Origin of the sequence: Streptococcus infantis, assembly GCF_047460875.1 — a bacterium.
Lineage (GTDB): Bacteria > Bacillota > Bacilli > Lactobacillales > Streptococcaceae > Streptococcus > Streptococcus infantis_AA.
The window spans coordinates 55,788-70,617 of sequence record NZ_JASHFI010000006.1 but is presented as its reverse complement, the minus strand read 5'-3'; the positions used below and the strand labels follow the sequence as shown (position 1 = coordinate 70,617).

General features: G+C 38.9%; 15 protein-coding genes. 4 read left to right on the top strand and 11 right to left on the bottom strand.

Going from position 1 to position 14,830, the window contains the following annotated elements; genetic code table 11:
- The first annotated feature begins 12 nt into the window (after positions 1-12).
- Positions 13-528, top strand: a complete 516-nt coding sequence (locus QM887_RS05485) for a transcription repressor NadR (protein ID WP_075231670.1) — start codon at positions 13-15, stop codon at positions 526-528.
- Here QM887_RS05485 and QM887_RS05480 read toward each other — a convergent pair.
- The 7 genes from QM887_RS05480 to uvrB form a co-directional block, all read right to left on the bottom strand.
- Positions 525-992: an 8-oxo-dGTP diphosphatase gene (locus QM887_RS05480; protein WP_414270887.1), complete on the bottom strand. Its 468-nt coding sequence runs from the start codon at positions 990-992 to the stop codon at positions 525-527. The two genes, QM887_RS05485 and QM887_RS05480, sit on opposite strands and share 4 nt — an antisense overlap.
- A gap of 19 nt (positions 993-1,011) precedes the next feature.
- The gene (locus QM887_RS05475; protein ID WP_414270886.1) at positions 1,012-1,446 is read right to left on the bottom strand and encodes a hypothetical protein; all 435 of its coding nucleotides are present in this window, start codon (positions 1,444-1,446) and stop codon (positions 1,012-1,014) included.
- Between the two features lie 497 nt (positions 1,447-1,943).
- Positions 1,944-2,447: a hypothetical protein gene (locus tag QM887_RS05470; protein ID WP_414270885.1), complete on the bottom strand. Its 504-nt coding sequence runs from the start codon at positions 2,445-2,447 to the stop codon at positions 1,944-1,946.
- A gap of 527 nt (positions 2,448-2,974) precedes the next feature.
- Complete coding sequence (locus QM887_RS05465; protein ID WP_414270884.1) at positions 2,975-3,601, bottom strand: NAD(P)H-dependent oxidoreductase; 627 nt, start codon at positions 3,599-3,601, stop codon at positions 2,975-2,977.
- Positions 3,602-3,695: 94 nt separating this feature from the next.
- The gene (locus QM887_RS05460) at positions 3,696-4,193 is read right to left on the bottom strand and encodes an N-acetyltransferase family protein (RefSeq protein WP_414270883.1); all 498 of its coding nucleotides are present in this window, start codon (positions 4,191-4,193) and stop codon (positions 3,696-3,698) included.
- On the bottom strand, positions 4,159-4,722 hold the full coding sequence (locus QM887_RS05455; RefSeq protein ID WP_414270882.1) for a GNAT family N-acetyltransferase: 564 nt from the start codon (positions 4,720-4,722) through the stop codon (positions 4,159-4,161). Before QM887_RS05455 ends, QM887_RS05460 begins: the two co-directional genes overlap by 35 nt.
- A 9-nt stretch (positions 4,723-4,731) precedes the next feature.
- Positions 4,732-6,720, bottom strand: a complete 1,989-nt coding sequence (gene uvrB, locus QM887_RS05450) for an excinuclease ABC subunit UvrB (RefSeq protein WP_414270881.1) — start codon at positions 6,718-6,720, stop codon at positions 4,732-4,734.
- Positions 6,721-6,900: 180 nt separating this feature from the next.
- On the opposite strand from uvrB, the gene QM887_RS05445 reads away from it, so the two are divergent.
- From QM887_RS05445 to zwf, 3 genes are all read left to right on the top strand, one after another.
- Positions 6,901-8,349: an amino acid ABC transporter substrate-binding protein/permease gene (locus QM887_RS05445; protein WP_414270880.1), complete on the top strand. Its 1,449-nt coding sequence runs from the start codon at positions 6,901-6,903 to the stop codon at positions 8,347-8,349.
- Entirely contained in the window at positions 8,349-9,089 is a 741-nt protein-coding gene (locus QM887_RS05440) for an amino acid ABC transporter ATP-binding protein (protein ID WP_049503260.1), read from the top strand. The genes QM887_RS05445 and QM887_RS05440 overlap by 1 nt, the downstream gene beginning before the upstream one ends.
- Before the next feature lie 354 nt (positions 9,090-9,443).
- On the top strand, positions 9,444-10,931 hold the full coding sequence (gene zwf, locus QM887_RS05435; protein ID WP_414270879.1) for a glucose-6-phosphate dehydrogenase: 1,488 nt from the start codon (positions 9,444-9,446) through the stop codon (positions 10,929-10,931).
- Positions 10,932-10,970: 39 nt separating this feature from the next.
- On the opposite strand, the gene ftsY is transcribed toward zwf, so the two are convergent.
- The 4 genes from ftsY to QM887_RS05415 form a co-directional block, all read right to left on the bottom strand.
- Positions 10,971-12,329: a signal recognition particle-docking protein FtsY gene (gene ftsY / locus QM887_RS05430; RefSeq protein WP_414270878.1), complete on the bottom strand. Its 1,359-nt coding sequence runs from the start codon at positions 12,327-12,329 to the stop codon at positions 10,971-10,973.
- A gap of 3 nt (positions 12,330-12,332) precedes the next feature.
- On the bottom strand, positions 12,333-13,151 hold the full coding sequence (locus tag QM887_RS05425) for a Cof-type HAD-IIB family hydrolase (protein WP_414270877.1): 819 nt from the start codon (positions 13,149-13,151) through the stop codon (positions 12,333-12,335).
- Complete coding sequence (locus QM887_RS05420) at positions 13,151-13,942, bottom strand: Cof-type HAD-IIB family hydrolase (RefSeq protein WP_414270876.1); 792 nt, start codon at positions 13,940-13,942, stop codon at positions 13,151-13,153. The genes QM887_RS05425 and QM887_RS05420 overlap by 1 nt, the downstream gene beginning before the upstream one ends.
- A gap of 151 nt (positions 13,943-14,093) precedes the next feature.
- The gene (locus QM887_RS05415) at positions 14,094-14,753 is read right to left on the bottom strand and encodes a trimeric intracellular cation channel family protein (RefSeq protein ID WP_414270875.1); all 660 of its coding nucleotides are present in this window, start codon (positions 14,751-14,753) and stop codon (positions 14,094-14,096) included.
- Between the last annotated feature and the right edge of the window lie 77 nt (positions 14,754-14,830).

Here is a 14,830-nt window from a genome sequence, read left to right as displayed (position 1 = left end):
AGAAAGAAGAATATGACAAAAAATCGAAAAGAAGCACTTCTACAACTCTTAAAAGAAGCTCAAAAACCTCTAAACGGAAAAAGCTTAGCAGAACATTTTCATGTCACTCGCCAGATTATCGTTCAGGACATTGCTGTTCTTCGTGCAGATGGTGCTCCTATCTTATCAACCAATCGTGGCTATATTTATAAAGAAAGCAAAACCAGTCCGTATGTTCACAAGCTGTTTAAAGTAAAGCACGAGATGGAAGAAATCGGTCAAGAACTTCTAGCTATCGTCGATAATGGAGGACGTGTTCAGAATACCTTGATTGATCATCCTGTCTACGGTGAAATTGAAACCTTGCTCAAACTCTCTTGTCGTCGGGACGTTCAGCATTTTTTAGAGCAAGTCGAAAGGTCTGACTTTAGACCACTTTCTGAATTAACAGATGGCGTCCATTATCACCTAGTCGAAGCTGAAAATGAACAAGACCTCCTCTATATCGAGAAGGCCTTGGATAAGTTAGGTTATTTAGTAAAGGATTAGAAGATTTTCTTTTCCCAATCGTCTTCTGTACGGCGAGGGTAGAAAAATTCAGACTTGTCTGGAGCTTCCATCATCTCCATCAAAGGTAACATATCATAGGCCAGATCCAAATTTGGAATCTGGTCTTTTTGCACCCAAGAAACTTCCCCTTCATCTGAAGAGCGAAGGGTCCCAGAGAACTCTGTTGCCTTATAACAAATGACTATATAGCGCCCACCTGTATCTAGGGGCCAATTTTTAATGCCGACAAGTTGAGGATTTTGAATCGTCAGACCTGTTTCCTCGTATATTTCACGAATAACAGATTCTGCAAAGGCCTCACCATCTTCCACATGACCTCCTGGAAAAGCATAGCCAGACCAGCGGTTTGTTTCAGGCGATCGATACTGCATAACCACGCGCTGATTTTCAAGATCTTCTATTAAACAAATATTAGTTAGAATGGTTAATTGTGCTCTAGACATAGGACTCACTTTCTAATGTTTAATTTTTTTCTACATACTTAACTTTAGACTTCATAATCAAAGGATTAACTAAGTCATGATATTCATGAATTTCATGGAGTAAGAATCCTCTGATGATTCTTATTTCATTTTTTTCCCTAATCACATAGTAGTCTAAATTGATAGGCATAGATGAATCTGGAACCGTGGAGAAAAATAAAAATATCATAAACCAGATCAAGAATGCAAAGAATCCACTGAGAGCCTGAAAAATTAGGTGATGCCATTGAAAGATTCTAGATTTATAGAAGATGGTCCACGGATGGATAAATAAGGTCAAGCAAAGACCAAAGAACCAGATATCCCACAAGACTGGGGTAAAGGCCAAACCATACTGTCCTAAAATAACATGAGCAAACATAAAGGCTAATAAGAATAAGTAAATTATTCTAAAAACGTTTAGATATTTCATCATAATTTAAACTCTATTTCAGTATTATTTAGAGTCGAAAGGGAAATTTCACTTATTTTCTTGAGATTAAAACTCTCTATTTATCGTATATTTAATTTCTGTCTTCATAATTAATGGAGCTACCAAATCATGGTATTCATAATAGCGATGAATAAAGAATCCTTTATCAATGAGAATTTCATTATTTTCAACTTTATAATCTAAATTTATCGGAATAATAGGATGATCATCCACGGAGCATAAAAAGAAAGTAATTATAAAAATTTGAAAAGCGACATATGTGCTCAATAACTGAAAGATTATGTGATACCATTCAAATCCTCTCTTTTTATAGTAAAGAACCCAGGGGTGAATCAATAAAATAAGACACAAACAAAGGAACCAAAAATTCCATGGACCAGGAGTAAAAGATAAACCAAACAATCCAAGACAACAATGAACAAGAACAAAGGTCAGAAGGATAAGATAGACAATTCTAAACACATTCAGGTATTTGAACATTATTTACTCCTTTTCTTTTCTATATATTTGATCATGAGAGTGGCTAAGGTTGCTAGACAGAAAAAGACTAGATAGGTTGTGATAGGAAACCAGATGTAGCGGTGATCTAGGGATAAGAGAGAAGGTAAAATCCCTTTACTATTTTTCCCACCAACTCCTAAAAATAGATGGACTATTAAACCGATACTATTAAGATAGATAAATAATTCTGCATATCTTTTTATTGTCATTCTTGTCCTTGACAAGTCTAAGAACCAATAGTCAAATAATCTATAGACCAGACAGAAAAGATTTATATATATTGGAAAACTATAGTTGATATCTCTGTATGGTGAAGGAATAGGAAGGCTTTTGAAAATTAGAGTCACACCTAAACCTATTCCTAGGACAAGACCAAGGACCAGGAAGAATCCTAAAAATTTATGAGAATCCAGCCAAAACTGAAAACTTTCTTTCCTTGATAAATTCTTTTTTGTGTTTGATTTTCTTTTATGTTTTTTCATTCGAGTAAATCTTCCCGTTTTCTTTTCAATATACTTGGAAATTATAATTGTCACAATAGGCACTAGAAAGAAAATGAAATAAGTAACGAGGGGAAACCAGATATAGCGATAGTCTAATGCCCATATCGGAAGTAAACATCTTCCTGTTTTAGAGGTCATCCCAATCGTTAACTGTAATACACAAGCAATTCCGTTAGGATATAAAAACACTTCTGCAAAATTTCGCAAGGAAATCCAGCCTTTCCTAAAGGTACGAAGGGAAAGTATGATAAGATGCATTCACCAAAAGAACGATATTTAAATAAAGTGGAAAACTATAATGCAGTTTCCGATAGGGACTTGGAATAATGGTTGTTCCGTACAATAGATATAATATTCCTAGAGCAGAAAAGAACAGAACGCTTGCATCAAGGATCCAGTCAATTGTTGAATGTTGCACAAACCACAGATTCATGCGGTCTAGTAGACCAAGCTTTCGCTTTGATTTCTGGTTTTTTTTAATGTTTTCTGTCTCTTACTTTTTTGTTTCATGATAATTTTTTAACTTCTTCTGCTACTTTTTGGAGATGTTCTTCACGCATACTTGCTGTATTCACATCCCGTCCAACTTCACCTAGTACGCACACGCGCTTGGTTTTAATTCCACAGTGATTCAAGACCGCATTTTTCAAAACAGAGATGCCATAGCTATCTGGAATGTTGATAGGACCTGAAAAGATCTTGTACCACCAGGTAGGTGCCATCGAAGTTGCATAAATACTGGCCGTTTTCCCTTTTAATAACTTTTTAAACTGCTTGCCTCTGAGGTAATTCCAAATAAAACTTCCCTGGTCATTGGCTGAGTAGGCAATTCCAGGTGTAAAGACACGATCAATCCAACCTTTCATGAGGCTAGGCATACTACTCCACCAGATTGGATAAATAAAGATGAAATGATCTGCCCATTGGATTAATTCCTGAGAACGAAGGATAAAGGAATCTTCCTCCATCCGCTTTCGATAGCCGTAGCGAAGGACCGGGTCAAAATCCTCTTCATTAAGGTTGATGACTTCAAGTTCATGGCGACCTAAGTCAATATTTTCTACAATAGTTTGAAAAATAGCCTGACAGTAACTTTCCTTATCGGGATGCCCATTGATGACTAAAATTTTCATTCGTCTTCTCCTTCATCTCTTTGTTTCATTCTATCTATTTCACTTTTTAGACTTGATTAGTTGATAACGGTTCAAAGATTGATAGATACTTCTTTTAGGAATTTTTATTTGAAGAACACATCATCCTCAATTCCTTAACAGGTTTTCCAAGTTTAAGTATTTTTTCTTGGCCATCAAAAGTAAAACCCATTTTTTGATAGAAAGCAATGGCTCTCTTATTATCTTTCAATACCCATAAATAAATTTCAGAGAAATGATCGAGAGCAACAAATGCAGCATGCATTAACTGTTCACTCACACCTTTTCCATAGTAATCTTTTAAAACATATAAGGCTATGATTTCACCAGCTTGAATGGCCTCATCACGAAAATTTCCATAGCTGATAAATCCAACGACCTTCTTTCCATCCATCGCAATCAAGGTATTCTCTGGATATTTTTGACTAAAGAATCGACATTTTTCTAATGTCATCGTCTCCTGAAATTCTGCAGGTAAAAGGTCATCATAAGCCTCTCTCCACGTCTGCCAATGAACGAGGGACTTACCTTCTATCTCTTCAGGAGTTTCCATCTGTTTGATAGTGATGACCATTTGCTTCCTCCCATTCTTCTCTCAAAATGCCGTATTTAATACTATCATAATAAACACCTTGATAATAACGAACTTTTGGAATATGAGCTTCTTTTTTCATTCTTAGTTTTTCAGCCAATTTCATCATACCAAAATTTCCTGACCAAGTTGTCAAACCAAGATGCTCCAACTCCAAGTAATCCTGAAATGTCCGATCTATCCACTGTAGCATAGCAGCTTTTCCAATTCCAGAGTTCCAAAATTTGTTATCATAAATACAAATTCCCAATTCCATCCATCTTGTTTCTTTACATACCCAGTAGCGCGAAACAGTCCCAACTAGTCTATCATCAACAAAAATACCAAGGCGATTTGAGTTGTTTAGAGTGGATTCTAATTTTTGTAGTTTAAATTCTTTAAAATTAGGAAAATACTGATAATCGTCATAATAGGGAGCGTCATACTGCTTCCAAATTGGATTAGATTGTGAATAAGCAATTTCCCACAAAGGCACCAAATCTTCTTCTATTAGTTTTCTTAAATCGATCATATTTATCCCTCAATCCAACGCCTTGACTTCCAACATCATATCACGAATCTGAGCTGCCAGTTCAAAGTCAAGCACTTCGACGGCTTCTTGCATTTGTTTTTCCAGTTTCTTGACCAATTCTTTGCGTTCTTGTTTGTTAAGGCTATTGATATCGACTTCCTTGTCCTCTTCCTTGGCAACTACCTTGGTTACAGAAATCAGATCACGGATTTCTTTCTTAATCGTTTGTGGAATAATACCGTGTTCTTCATTATAAGCCATCTGGATTTTACGGCGGCGAGCCGTTTCATCGATGGCACGTTGCATAGACTGAGTCATAGTGTCCGCATACATGATTACATGTCCCTCGCTATTACGGGCAGCACGACCGATGGTCTGAATGAGTCCACGCTCGTTACGAAGGAAGCCTTCCTTGTCGGCATCTAGTATAGCTACCAGACTAACTTCTGGCACATCAATCCCTTCACGAAGGAGGTTAATTCCAACCAAGACATCAAAGACTCCCAAGCGCAAGTCACGGATAATCTCTGTCCGCTCTAAAGTCTTGATATCCGAGTGCATATATTTGACCTTGATACCCATTTCTTTGAAGTAGTCAGTCAAGTCTTCAGCCATTTTCTTGGTCAAGGTGGTGATAAAGGTTCGCTCGTTCTTTTCAACACGGGCATTGATTTCACCTAAGAGGTCATCAATCTGTCCCATTGTCGGACGGACTTCCACCTCAGGATCCAAAAGCCCTGTCGGACGAATGATTTGCTCAATCACTGTCTCAGTCTGCTCGTGTTCATAATCTCCAGGTGTCGCTGAAACGTAAACAATCTGATGCACATGACTTTCGAACTCTTCACGACGAAGAGGACGATTATCCAAGGCAGATGGCAAACGGAAACCATAATTAACCAACATCTCCTTACGAGAACGGTCACCATTGTACATGCCCTTGATTTGCCCCATAGTCATGTGGCTCTCATCAATCATAATCAAGAAATCATCAGGGAAGAAATCGAGTAATGTATAAGGAGGCTCTCCTTCGCTACGACCATCCATGTGACGGGAGTAGTTTTCAACGCCGTTTGTATAGCCCATCTCACGGAGCATCTCGATATCGTACTCTGTACGTTGTTTCAAGCGTTGAGCTTCCAGCAGTTTGCCTTCCTTCTCAAAGAGAGCTAGCTGCTTCTCCAACTCGGCTTCAATCTTGGCAATAGCTACTTCCATGTGGTCGTCATTGGTCACAAAGTGAGTGGCTGGGAAAATCGCCAAATGGTCCACTTCGCCCAGAACTTGCCCCGTCAGAGCTTCGACTTCACGAATACGATCAATCTCATCTCCAAAGAACTCAACACGAAAGGCATGCTCATCACGAGAGGCTGGGAAAATTTCCACCACATCCCCACGTACGCGAAATCTTCCCCGCTGAAAATCAATGTCGTTGCGTTCGAACTGAATATCAACCAATTCATTAAGCAGTTTATCACGAGAAATCTCAAGACCTGGGCGTAAACTTACCACGCTGTCAGCATATTCTTTAGGGGAACCCAAACCATAAATACAAGATACAGATGCTACAACGATGACATCGTTACGCTCCAAGAGTGCTGATGTAGCGGAGTGACGAAGTTTATCAATCTCATCGTTGACTGAACTATCTTTTTCGATATAAGTATCACTAGAGGGAACATAAGCTTCAGGTTGATAGTAATCATAGTAGGATACGAAGTACTCGACGGCATTCTCAGGGAAAAATTCCTTAAACTCCCCATAGAGCTGGCCTGCTAGAGTCTTATTGTGGGCGATGACTAGGGTTGGTTTATTAACTTTGGAAATCACCTGGCTCATGGTATAGGTTTTCCCTGTACCAGTCGCCCCCATCAGTATTTGAGCCTTTTCTCCACCCTCGATATTATCTACCAACTGTTCGATAGCTTGCGGTTGATCCCCAGATGGTTGGTATTTGGATACAAGTTTAAATTTGTTGTCTGTAATTCTATTGATCATAATTGCCTCATACACATTTTCTATCCTTCAATTTTACCATAAAAAGTACGGACTGACTGCTTCTCAACTTTTGAACAGTTCTAAAACGATGTTATATCTTCTTACATAAAAATGCTAAATATTTGCCAACTTTTTTAGTTTCTGCTATAATGGGTAAATATTCTGAAAAGGAGACTAAACATGAAGAAAAAAATCCTAGCATTTTTACTAATTTTGTTACCTATTTTCACTCTTGGAGTAGCAAAATCTGACACTACCAAATCTAAGTATGTCATCGCGAGTGATTCATCATTTGCACCTTTTGTCTTCCAAAACTCAAGTAACCAGTACACTGGTATCGATATGGACTTGATCAAGGCTATTGCCGAAGACCAAGGTTTTGAAATTGAAATCACCAACCCAGGTTTTGACGCTGCTATTAACGCAGTTCAATCTGGTCAAGCTGACGGTATGATTGCCGGTATGTCTGTTACAGACGCTCGGAAAGAAACCTTTGATTTCTCTGATTCTTACTATACAGCTAATACTATTCTTGGAGTTAAGGAATCAAGTACCATTTCTTCTTATGAAGATTTGAATGGTAAAACCGTTGGTGTGAAAAACGGGACGGCTTCTCAAACCTTCCTAACTGAAAATCAAAGCAAATACGGTTATAAAATTAAAACCTTTGCAGACGGTTCATCTATGTATGACAGTTTAAACACTGGTGCAGTTGATGCCGTCATGGATGACGAACCAGTTCTTAAATATTCTATCAGCCAAGGGCAAAAATTAAAAACACCTATTGAAGGAACTCCGATTGGAGAAACTGCCTTTGCAGTTAAAAAGGGAAGTAATCCTGAATTGATCGAAATGTTTAATAAGGGACTTGCCAACCTCAAAGCTAATGGAGAATTCCAAAAAATTCTTGACAAGTATCTAGCAAGCGGAGCAACAACTACTTCTACAAATACAGTTGACGAAACTACTATCTGGGGCTTACTCCAAAACAACTACAAGCAACTCCTTAGCGGGCTTGGAATCACACTTGCCTTAGCCCTTATCTCGTTTGCGATTGCGATCGTGATTGGGATTATCTTTGGTATGTTTAGCGTGAGTCCTTATAAATCACTTCGTCTTGTTTCAGAGATCTTTGTTGATGTGATTCGCGGTATTCCACTAATGATTCTTGCCGCCTTCATCTTCTGGGGAATTCCAAACTTTATCGAATCCCTTACAGGCCAACAAAGTCCAATCAACGACTTTGTCGCTGGTACGATTGCCCTGTCCCTAAACTCAGCTGCCTATATTGCTGAAATCGTTCGAGGTGGTATCAAAGCTGTTCCAGTTGGACAAATGGAAGCTAGTCGAAGCCTTGGTATCTCTTACAGTAAAACCATGCGTAAGATTGTCTTGCCGCAAGCAACCAAACTCATGCTTCCAAACTTTGTCAACCAATTTGTTATTGCTTTGAAAGATACAACGATCGTATCTGCAATCGGTTTGGTAGAACTCTTCCAAACTGGTAAAATTATCATTGCACGTAACTACCAAAGTTTCAAAATGTATGCAATTCTCGCAGTCTTCTATCTTGTGATTATCACTCTTCTTACTAGACTTGCAAAACGCTTAGAAAAGAGGATTCAATAATGGCTAAATTAAAAATCGATGTTGATAATTTACATAAACAATATGGTAAAAACAAAGTCCTTAAAGGAATCTCAGCGAAATTCTATGAAGGAGATGTTGTTTGTATCATTGGACCTTCTGGTTCAGGTAAATCAACTTTCTTGCGTAGCTTAAATCTCCTCGAGGAAGGTACAAAAGGTCATATCACGGTTAATGGTTATGATTTGACGGATAAAGCAACCAACGTGGACCACGTTCGTGAAAATGTCGGAATGGTTTTCCAGCACTTCAATCTTTTCCCACACATGACGGTATTAGAAAATATCACTTTCGCTCCAGTAGAGCATAAGTTGATGACTAAGGCTGAAGCTGAAAAATTGGGAATGGAACTCCTTGAAAAAGTTGGACTTGCTGATAAGGCCAATGCAAATCCTGAAAGCCTATCAGGTGGTCAAAAACAGCGTGTGGCTATCGCTCGCGGTCTAGCCATGAACCCTGATATCATGCTCTTTGACGAACCCACTTCTGCCCTTGACCCTGAGATGGTCGGCGACGTTCTTAACGTTATGAAGGAATTGGCTGAACAAGGCATGACTATGATCATCGTAACCCACGAAATGGGATTTGCCCGAAAGGTTGCCAATCGTGTAATCTTTACTGCTGACGGTGAATTCCTCGAGGACGGAACACCCGACCAAATCTTTGATAATCCACAACATCCTCGACTTAAAGAATTTTTAGACAAGGTTCTAAACGCCTAGAGGCAAGGCTAAAAGTCTTTATAATCAAAAAAACGCATTGTATCAGGTGTTAAAAGCTTGATATTATGCGTTTTATTGTAGAAAGATTTACTTCGGTTGCTCCTAATACTTAATGAAAATCAAAGAGCAAACTAGGAAGCTAGCCGAAAGCTGTACTTGAGTACGGTAAGGCGACGCTGAAGTGGTTTGAAGATATTTTCGAAGAGTATGAAATTGAGTTTTGCCTAACCTCTTAGTATAGACGTATTGGATTTTTGGATTTTTTAGAAAATTATGATAAAATAAAGGATATGAAAAATGGGGACTCCTCATGCCTAGTTTAACTAGGAAACAAAATAGAAATTAGGTAGCTAGATGTCATCAAAAGTTATTGTTACAATTTTCGGTGCAAGTGGGGATTTGGCCAAACGTAAGCTCTACCCTTCACTTTTTAGACTTTATAAATCAGGTAATCTTTCTGATCATTTTGCTGTTATTGGAACCGCTCGTAGACCTTGGAGTAAGGAGTATTTTGAATCTGTTGTTGTCGAATCTATTTTAGACTTGGCAGATAGCGCAGAAGAGGCTCAAGCTTTTGCTAGTCATTTTTATTATCAAAGTCACGATGTTAATGACACTGAGCACTATATCGAATTGCGCAAGCTTCAGGCTGAGTTAAATGATAAATATCAAACTGAACACAACAAGCTCTTCTTCCTCTCTATGGCACCACAATTCTTTGGTACCATCGCCAAACACCTCAAGTCTGAGCAAATCGTTGACGGTAAGGGCTTCGAACGTTTGATTGTTGAGAAACCTTTCGGTACAGACTATGAAACTGCAAGCAAACTAAACGAAGAGCTCCTAGCTACTTTTAACGAAGAGCAAATCTATCGTATCGACCACTATCTTGGTAAGGAAATGATTCAAAGCATATTTGCCATTCGTTTTGCCAATATGATCTTTGAAAATGTTTGGAATCGTGAACACATAGATAATGTGCAAATTACCTTTGCAGAACGTCTAGGTGTTGAAGAGCGTGGTGGCTACTATGATGAGTCTGGCGCCCTTCGTGATATGGTTCAAAACCACACACTTCAGCTTCTGTCACTCCTTGCTATGGACAAGCCTGCAAGCTTTACAAAGGATGACATTCGCGCAGAGAAAATCAAGGTCTTCAAGAACCTTTACCACCCTACAGATGAGGAACTTAAAGAGCACTTCATCCGTGGGCAATATCGTTCTGGTAAAGTTGATGGCATGAAGTACATTTCTTACCGCAGCGAACCAAATGTCAACCCAGAATCAATGACAGAAACCTTTGCTTCAGGTGCCTTCTTTGTCGATACTGATCGCTTCCGTGATGTACCTTTCTTCTTCCGTACAGGTAAACGCCTAACTGAAAAAGGAACACACGTAAACATCGTCTTCAAACAAATGGATTCAATCTTTGGAGAACCACTAGCACCGAATGTGCTTACCATCTACATCCAACCGACGGAAGGATTCTCTCTTAGCCTTAACGGTAAAGAAGTTGGAGAAGAGTTCAAACTTGCACATAATTCGCTTGATTACAGAACTGATGCTACAGCTACAGGTGCTTCACCAGATCCTTATGAAAAGCTAATCTACGATGTATTGAATAACGATTCAACTAACTTTAGCCACTGGGAAGAAGTTAGCGCTTCTTGGAAATTGATTGACCGTATTGAGAAGCTTTGGGCTGAAAACGGTGCTCCACTTCATGACTACAAGGCTGGTAGCATGGGACCTCAGGCTAGTTTTGATCTCCTTGAAAAATACGGAGCCAAATGGACATGGCAACCAGATATCGCCTATCGTAAAGATGGTCGTTTAGAATAATCAAAAACAATCCTGCAAGAATTCTTGCAGGATTTTCTTTTATATCAAACCTTCTAGAAGGCTCTTCATAAAGTTTTCAGAGTTAAACTCACCGATATCATCGATTTTTTCACCAAAACCAATTAGCTTAACAGGGATATTGAGTTCCTCACGGATAGCAAGAACAACACCACCTCGGGCAGTTCCATCAATCTTGGTTAAGACAATCCCTGTAACAGGAGTAATTTTTGAAAACTCTTTGGCTTGTACAAGAGCGTTTTGCCCAGTTGACGCATCAAGAGCTAGGAAGGTTTCATGAGGTGCTTCTGGAACAACACGTTTGATAATACGACCAATTTTTTCCAATTCAGCCATTAAGTTTTCTTTGTTTTGCAGACGACCAGCCGTATCAATCATGAGAATATCAATGCCTTCTGCTACTGCTCGTTCCATCCCATCAAAGACAACACTAGCTGGATCTGCTTTCTCAGGGCCAGTAACGACAGGAACATCTACACGACGCCCCCATTCAGCTAACTGGGCAACTGCACCAGCACGGAAGGTATCCGCAGCAACAAGCATAACCTTTTTACCAGCTTGTTTGTATCGATTAGCTAATTTACCAATTGAAGTTGTTTTCCCGACCCCATTAACTCCAACAAAAAGCATAACCGTTAATCCATCTTGGAAGTTAATATTTTCATTATATATGCCGTCCTTTTCGTATAGCTCGACTAATTTTTCAATGATGACTCGACGTAGGGCTTCTGGTTTCTTAGCATTCTCAAGCTTGGCTTCATAACGCAATTCTTCTGTAAGATTTGAAGCCACCTGCACACCAACGTCACTCATGATGAGCAGCTCTTCTAGTTCCTCAAAGAAATCTTCATCGACTGAGCGGAAATTTGCAAAGAAAGCATTCAAACGGGCACCGAATCCAGTACGCGTTTTCTTGAGACTGCGGTCATATTTTTCCTGTACAGTCTCTTGCACTTGAGGAGTTTCTTCGATTGCTTGGTTTGCTTCCTCTTCTTCAAAAAACTCTGTTTCTGCTTCGTCTGATTGAGGCTGAACAATTTCTTCCTCGTCACTATCGTTTGAAGGAATCTCTTCAACATGAGTCGATTCTTCTTGATGACTATCGGCCTCTTGGACTTGATTTAACTCTTCTTCAGAAACCTTCACTTCGTCAACTGATTCGACAATAGTTTCTTCGTCACCCTCTGCTTCAAATAAGTCTTCATCATTTTCTTCGGCTACGACAGTTCCATCTTGCTCTTTGACTTCGATATTTTCAGATTCTAGCGTCTCAGTTTGCTGGCTATCATCCGATAAATCAATGTTCTCTAAAGCTTCTTTGACAACATCTTCAATTTTAGGTTCTTCTATTTTTCCAAATAAACGGTCAAATAATCCCATTCTTTAGTTCTCCTTCAATACATATTTTTCAATTGCCCAGGCGACAGCTTCTTCGTCATTAGTCATTGGTGTTACCACATTTGCCACAGCCTTAACTGCCGGCACAGCATTTTGCATAGCGACACCGAGACCGGCCCACTCAATCATCGAAAGGTCATTAGCCTCATCTCCACAAGCCATGACTTGACTTCGGTCAATTCCCAGGTGTTCAATTAGTTTAGATAATCCTGTCGCCTTATGAACATTCTTTGGTGACCATTCTAGCAAGAGTTCACGTGATTTAAAAATTTCATATTGATCGAATAATTCTGGTGAAATCTTTTGAATAGCTGCATCCAAAGGTTCCTGAGGAAAGGCAGTCACACATTTATTGTATGTTAGCTGACTGGACAAATCTTCAAAAGCAGTTGGAACAAAAGTTAGAGCCGGGTTAAACTGAGCATATAAACTTTCTTGGTCAGACTGAATCTGGTATACTGTTCCTTCTGAAATTGCATCTAAGGGGATTCCTAATTTTTCAGTTTCTTCATAAATACGTGTCACATCATCAATTGAAAAGACTGTCTTATCAAGAATCTCACCTGTATTTTTCTGAACCAATCCACCGTTGAATGTGATAGTATATTCGTCATCGTGGCCGTCTGTTCCAAGCTCTTTAAGGAAGAAATCCATAGCCTTGAGAGGACGTCCAGTTGTTAGGACTACCTTGACTCCCTGTTCACGCGCAGCCTTTAAAGTTGCCTTGGTACGATCAGTCAATTTCTTGTCTGTCGTCAGCAAGGTTCCATCTAAATCTAGGGCAATTAATTTAATATCTGCCATTATAATCTCTCCATATAAGCGATAACTGACTGGTCCTTATGGTGACCGATAACTGTTTCTGCAAGTTCTAGAATTTCTGGGCGAGCATTTTCAGGTGCGACTGGGTGCCCTACAACTTGCATCATGTGAAGGTCATTGAGATTGTCACCGAAGGCCATCACTTGATCCATATCCAGATTTAACTTCTTAGCCAATTCGACAATTGCAACTCCCTTGTCCACATAATCAAGAACAATGTCGATAGATTCAAATCCTGTCGTCATAGCCTTAACACCAGGAACATGTTCATTAACCCAAGCTTCGCCAGCTTCTACTGTCTCTTCTGTAAAGTTCGTCGTGAATTTGAAAATTTCATCAGTGATATCTTCTAGACTAGCTACTTTTTGAATATTCTCATTGTAATGATGACTAAACATGAGATAGGTTTCATCTACAGTATCTAAAACATAGCAAGCTTTCTTACCAGTCAAGAGCATCTTCTTTTCATCAAAATAAGGTGAAGTCTTTAGCTTTTCAAAAGTTGATAGGTAAAAATCTCTAGGCATGGTCGCTTCATAGAGGTCTTGTCCATGAAAACGAACCAGACTCCCATTTTCGGCGATAAAAATAATCTCATCTTTGACATCCACAAAATGTTTCTCTAAAGACAAAAGGCCTCGGCCAGAAGCTACAGCAAAATAGATTCCTTTTTCTTTATAAGAATGGAGCAACTTTTTCAGACGCTCCATATCAAATTGACCGGAACCATCCAAAAAAGTACCGTCCATATCCGTTGCTACTAATTTAATCATAAAATTCTTCATACTCCAATTAATAAATCTACCTTCTATTATACCATAGAAAAAGTAAATAGCGCCTAATCCATACGAGATTAGACGCTTGATTAAACTTGTAATTTATAAAATATTTATCAATCGAGTGATTGAACTTTCCTACCATCAATCAATTCCAAGTCTTTTTATCCATATTTGGCAAAGAGAGTCGGAATTTAATGATGCAGAGTCGAATCACAAAGCCAACTATTGAGAGAATGATAAAGGCAGTAATTCTTGGAAAGTGAAGGACAAAGGCCAACCAGTAATAAATAACTCCGATTACGAAAGATAGAAGGGCATAAATGTCTTCTTTAAGAACACTCGGAACTTCGTTGATTAATAGGTCTCGGATAATACCACCACCGGCTCCTGTTAGACAAGCCAAAATCCCAGCAGACATTAGATTTAGCTTACTATCCACTAAGGCTGTCGCTCCAATCAAGGAGAAAATAATCAGCCCAATAGAGTCAAAGATGAGATAGGCTTCCCTCAACCACTTATAGAACTTTTTATCATGACTGGCATTGGCCTGTTTTGAAGTTACAAAGACATACATAATAACCGCTACCAGGATAGAGACATAAATGGGGCTAGGATCTGCTAGAGAAGCTGGAAAGCGACTAATAATGGAATCTCTCAAAATCCCTCCGCCTACTGCCGTTACAATTGCCAATAAACTGATTCCAAAAATATCTAAACGTTTACCAAATCCTTTGATGGCTCCTGAAGCAGCAAAGGCTATAGTTCCAATATAATTACAGATCATTAGGAATAGATCGAAATCCATATAAACTCCTCAATTTATTTACATTATCCTTCTGACTTCTTGAAGGTTATTTAAATGCTTAGCTTAAAAATTTGTAA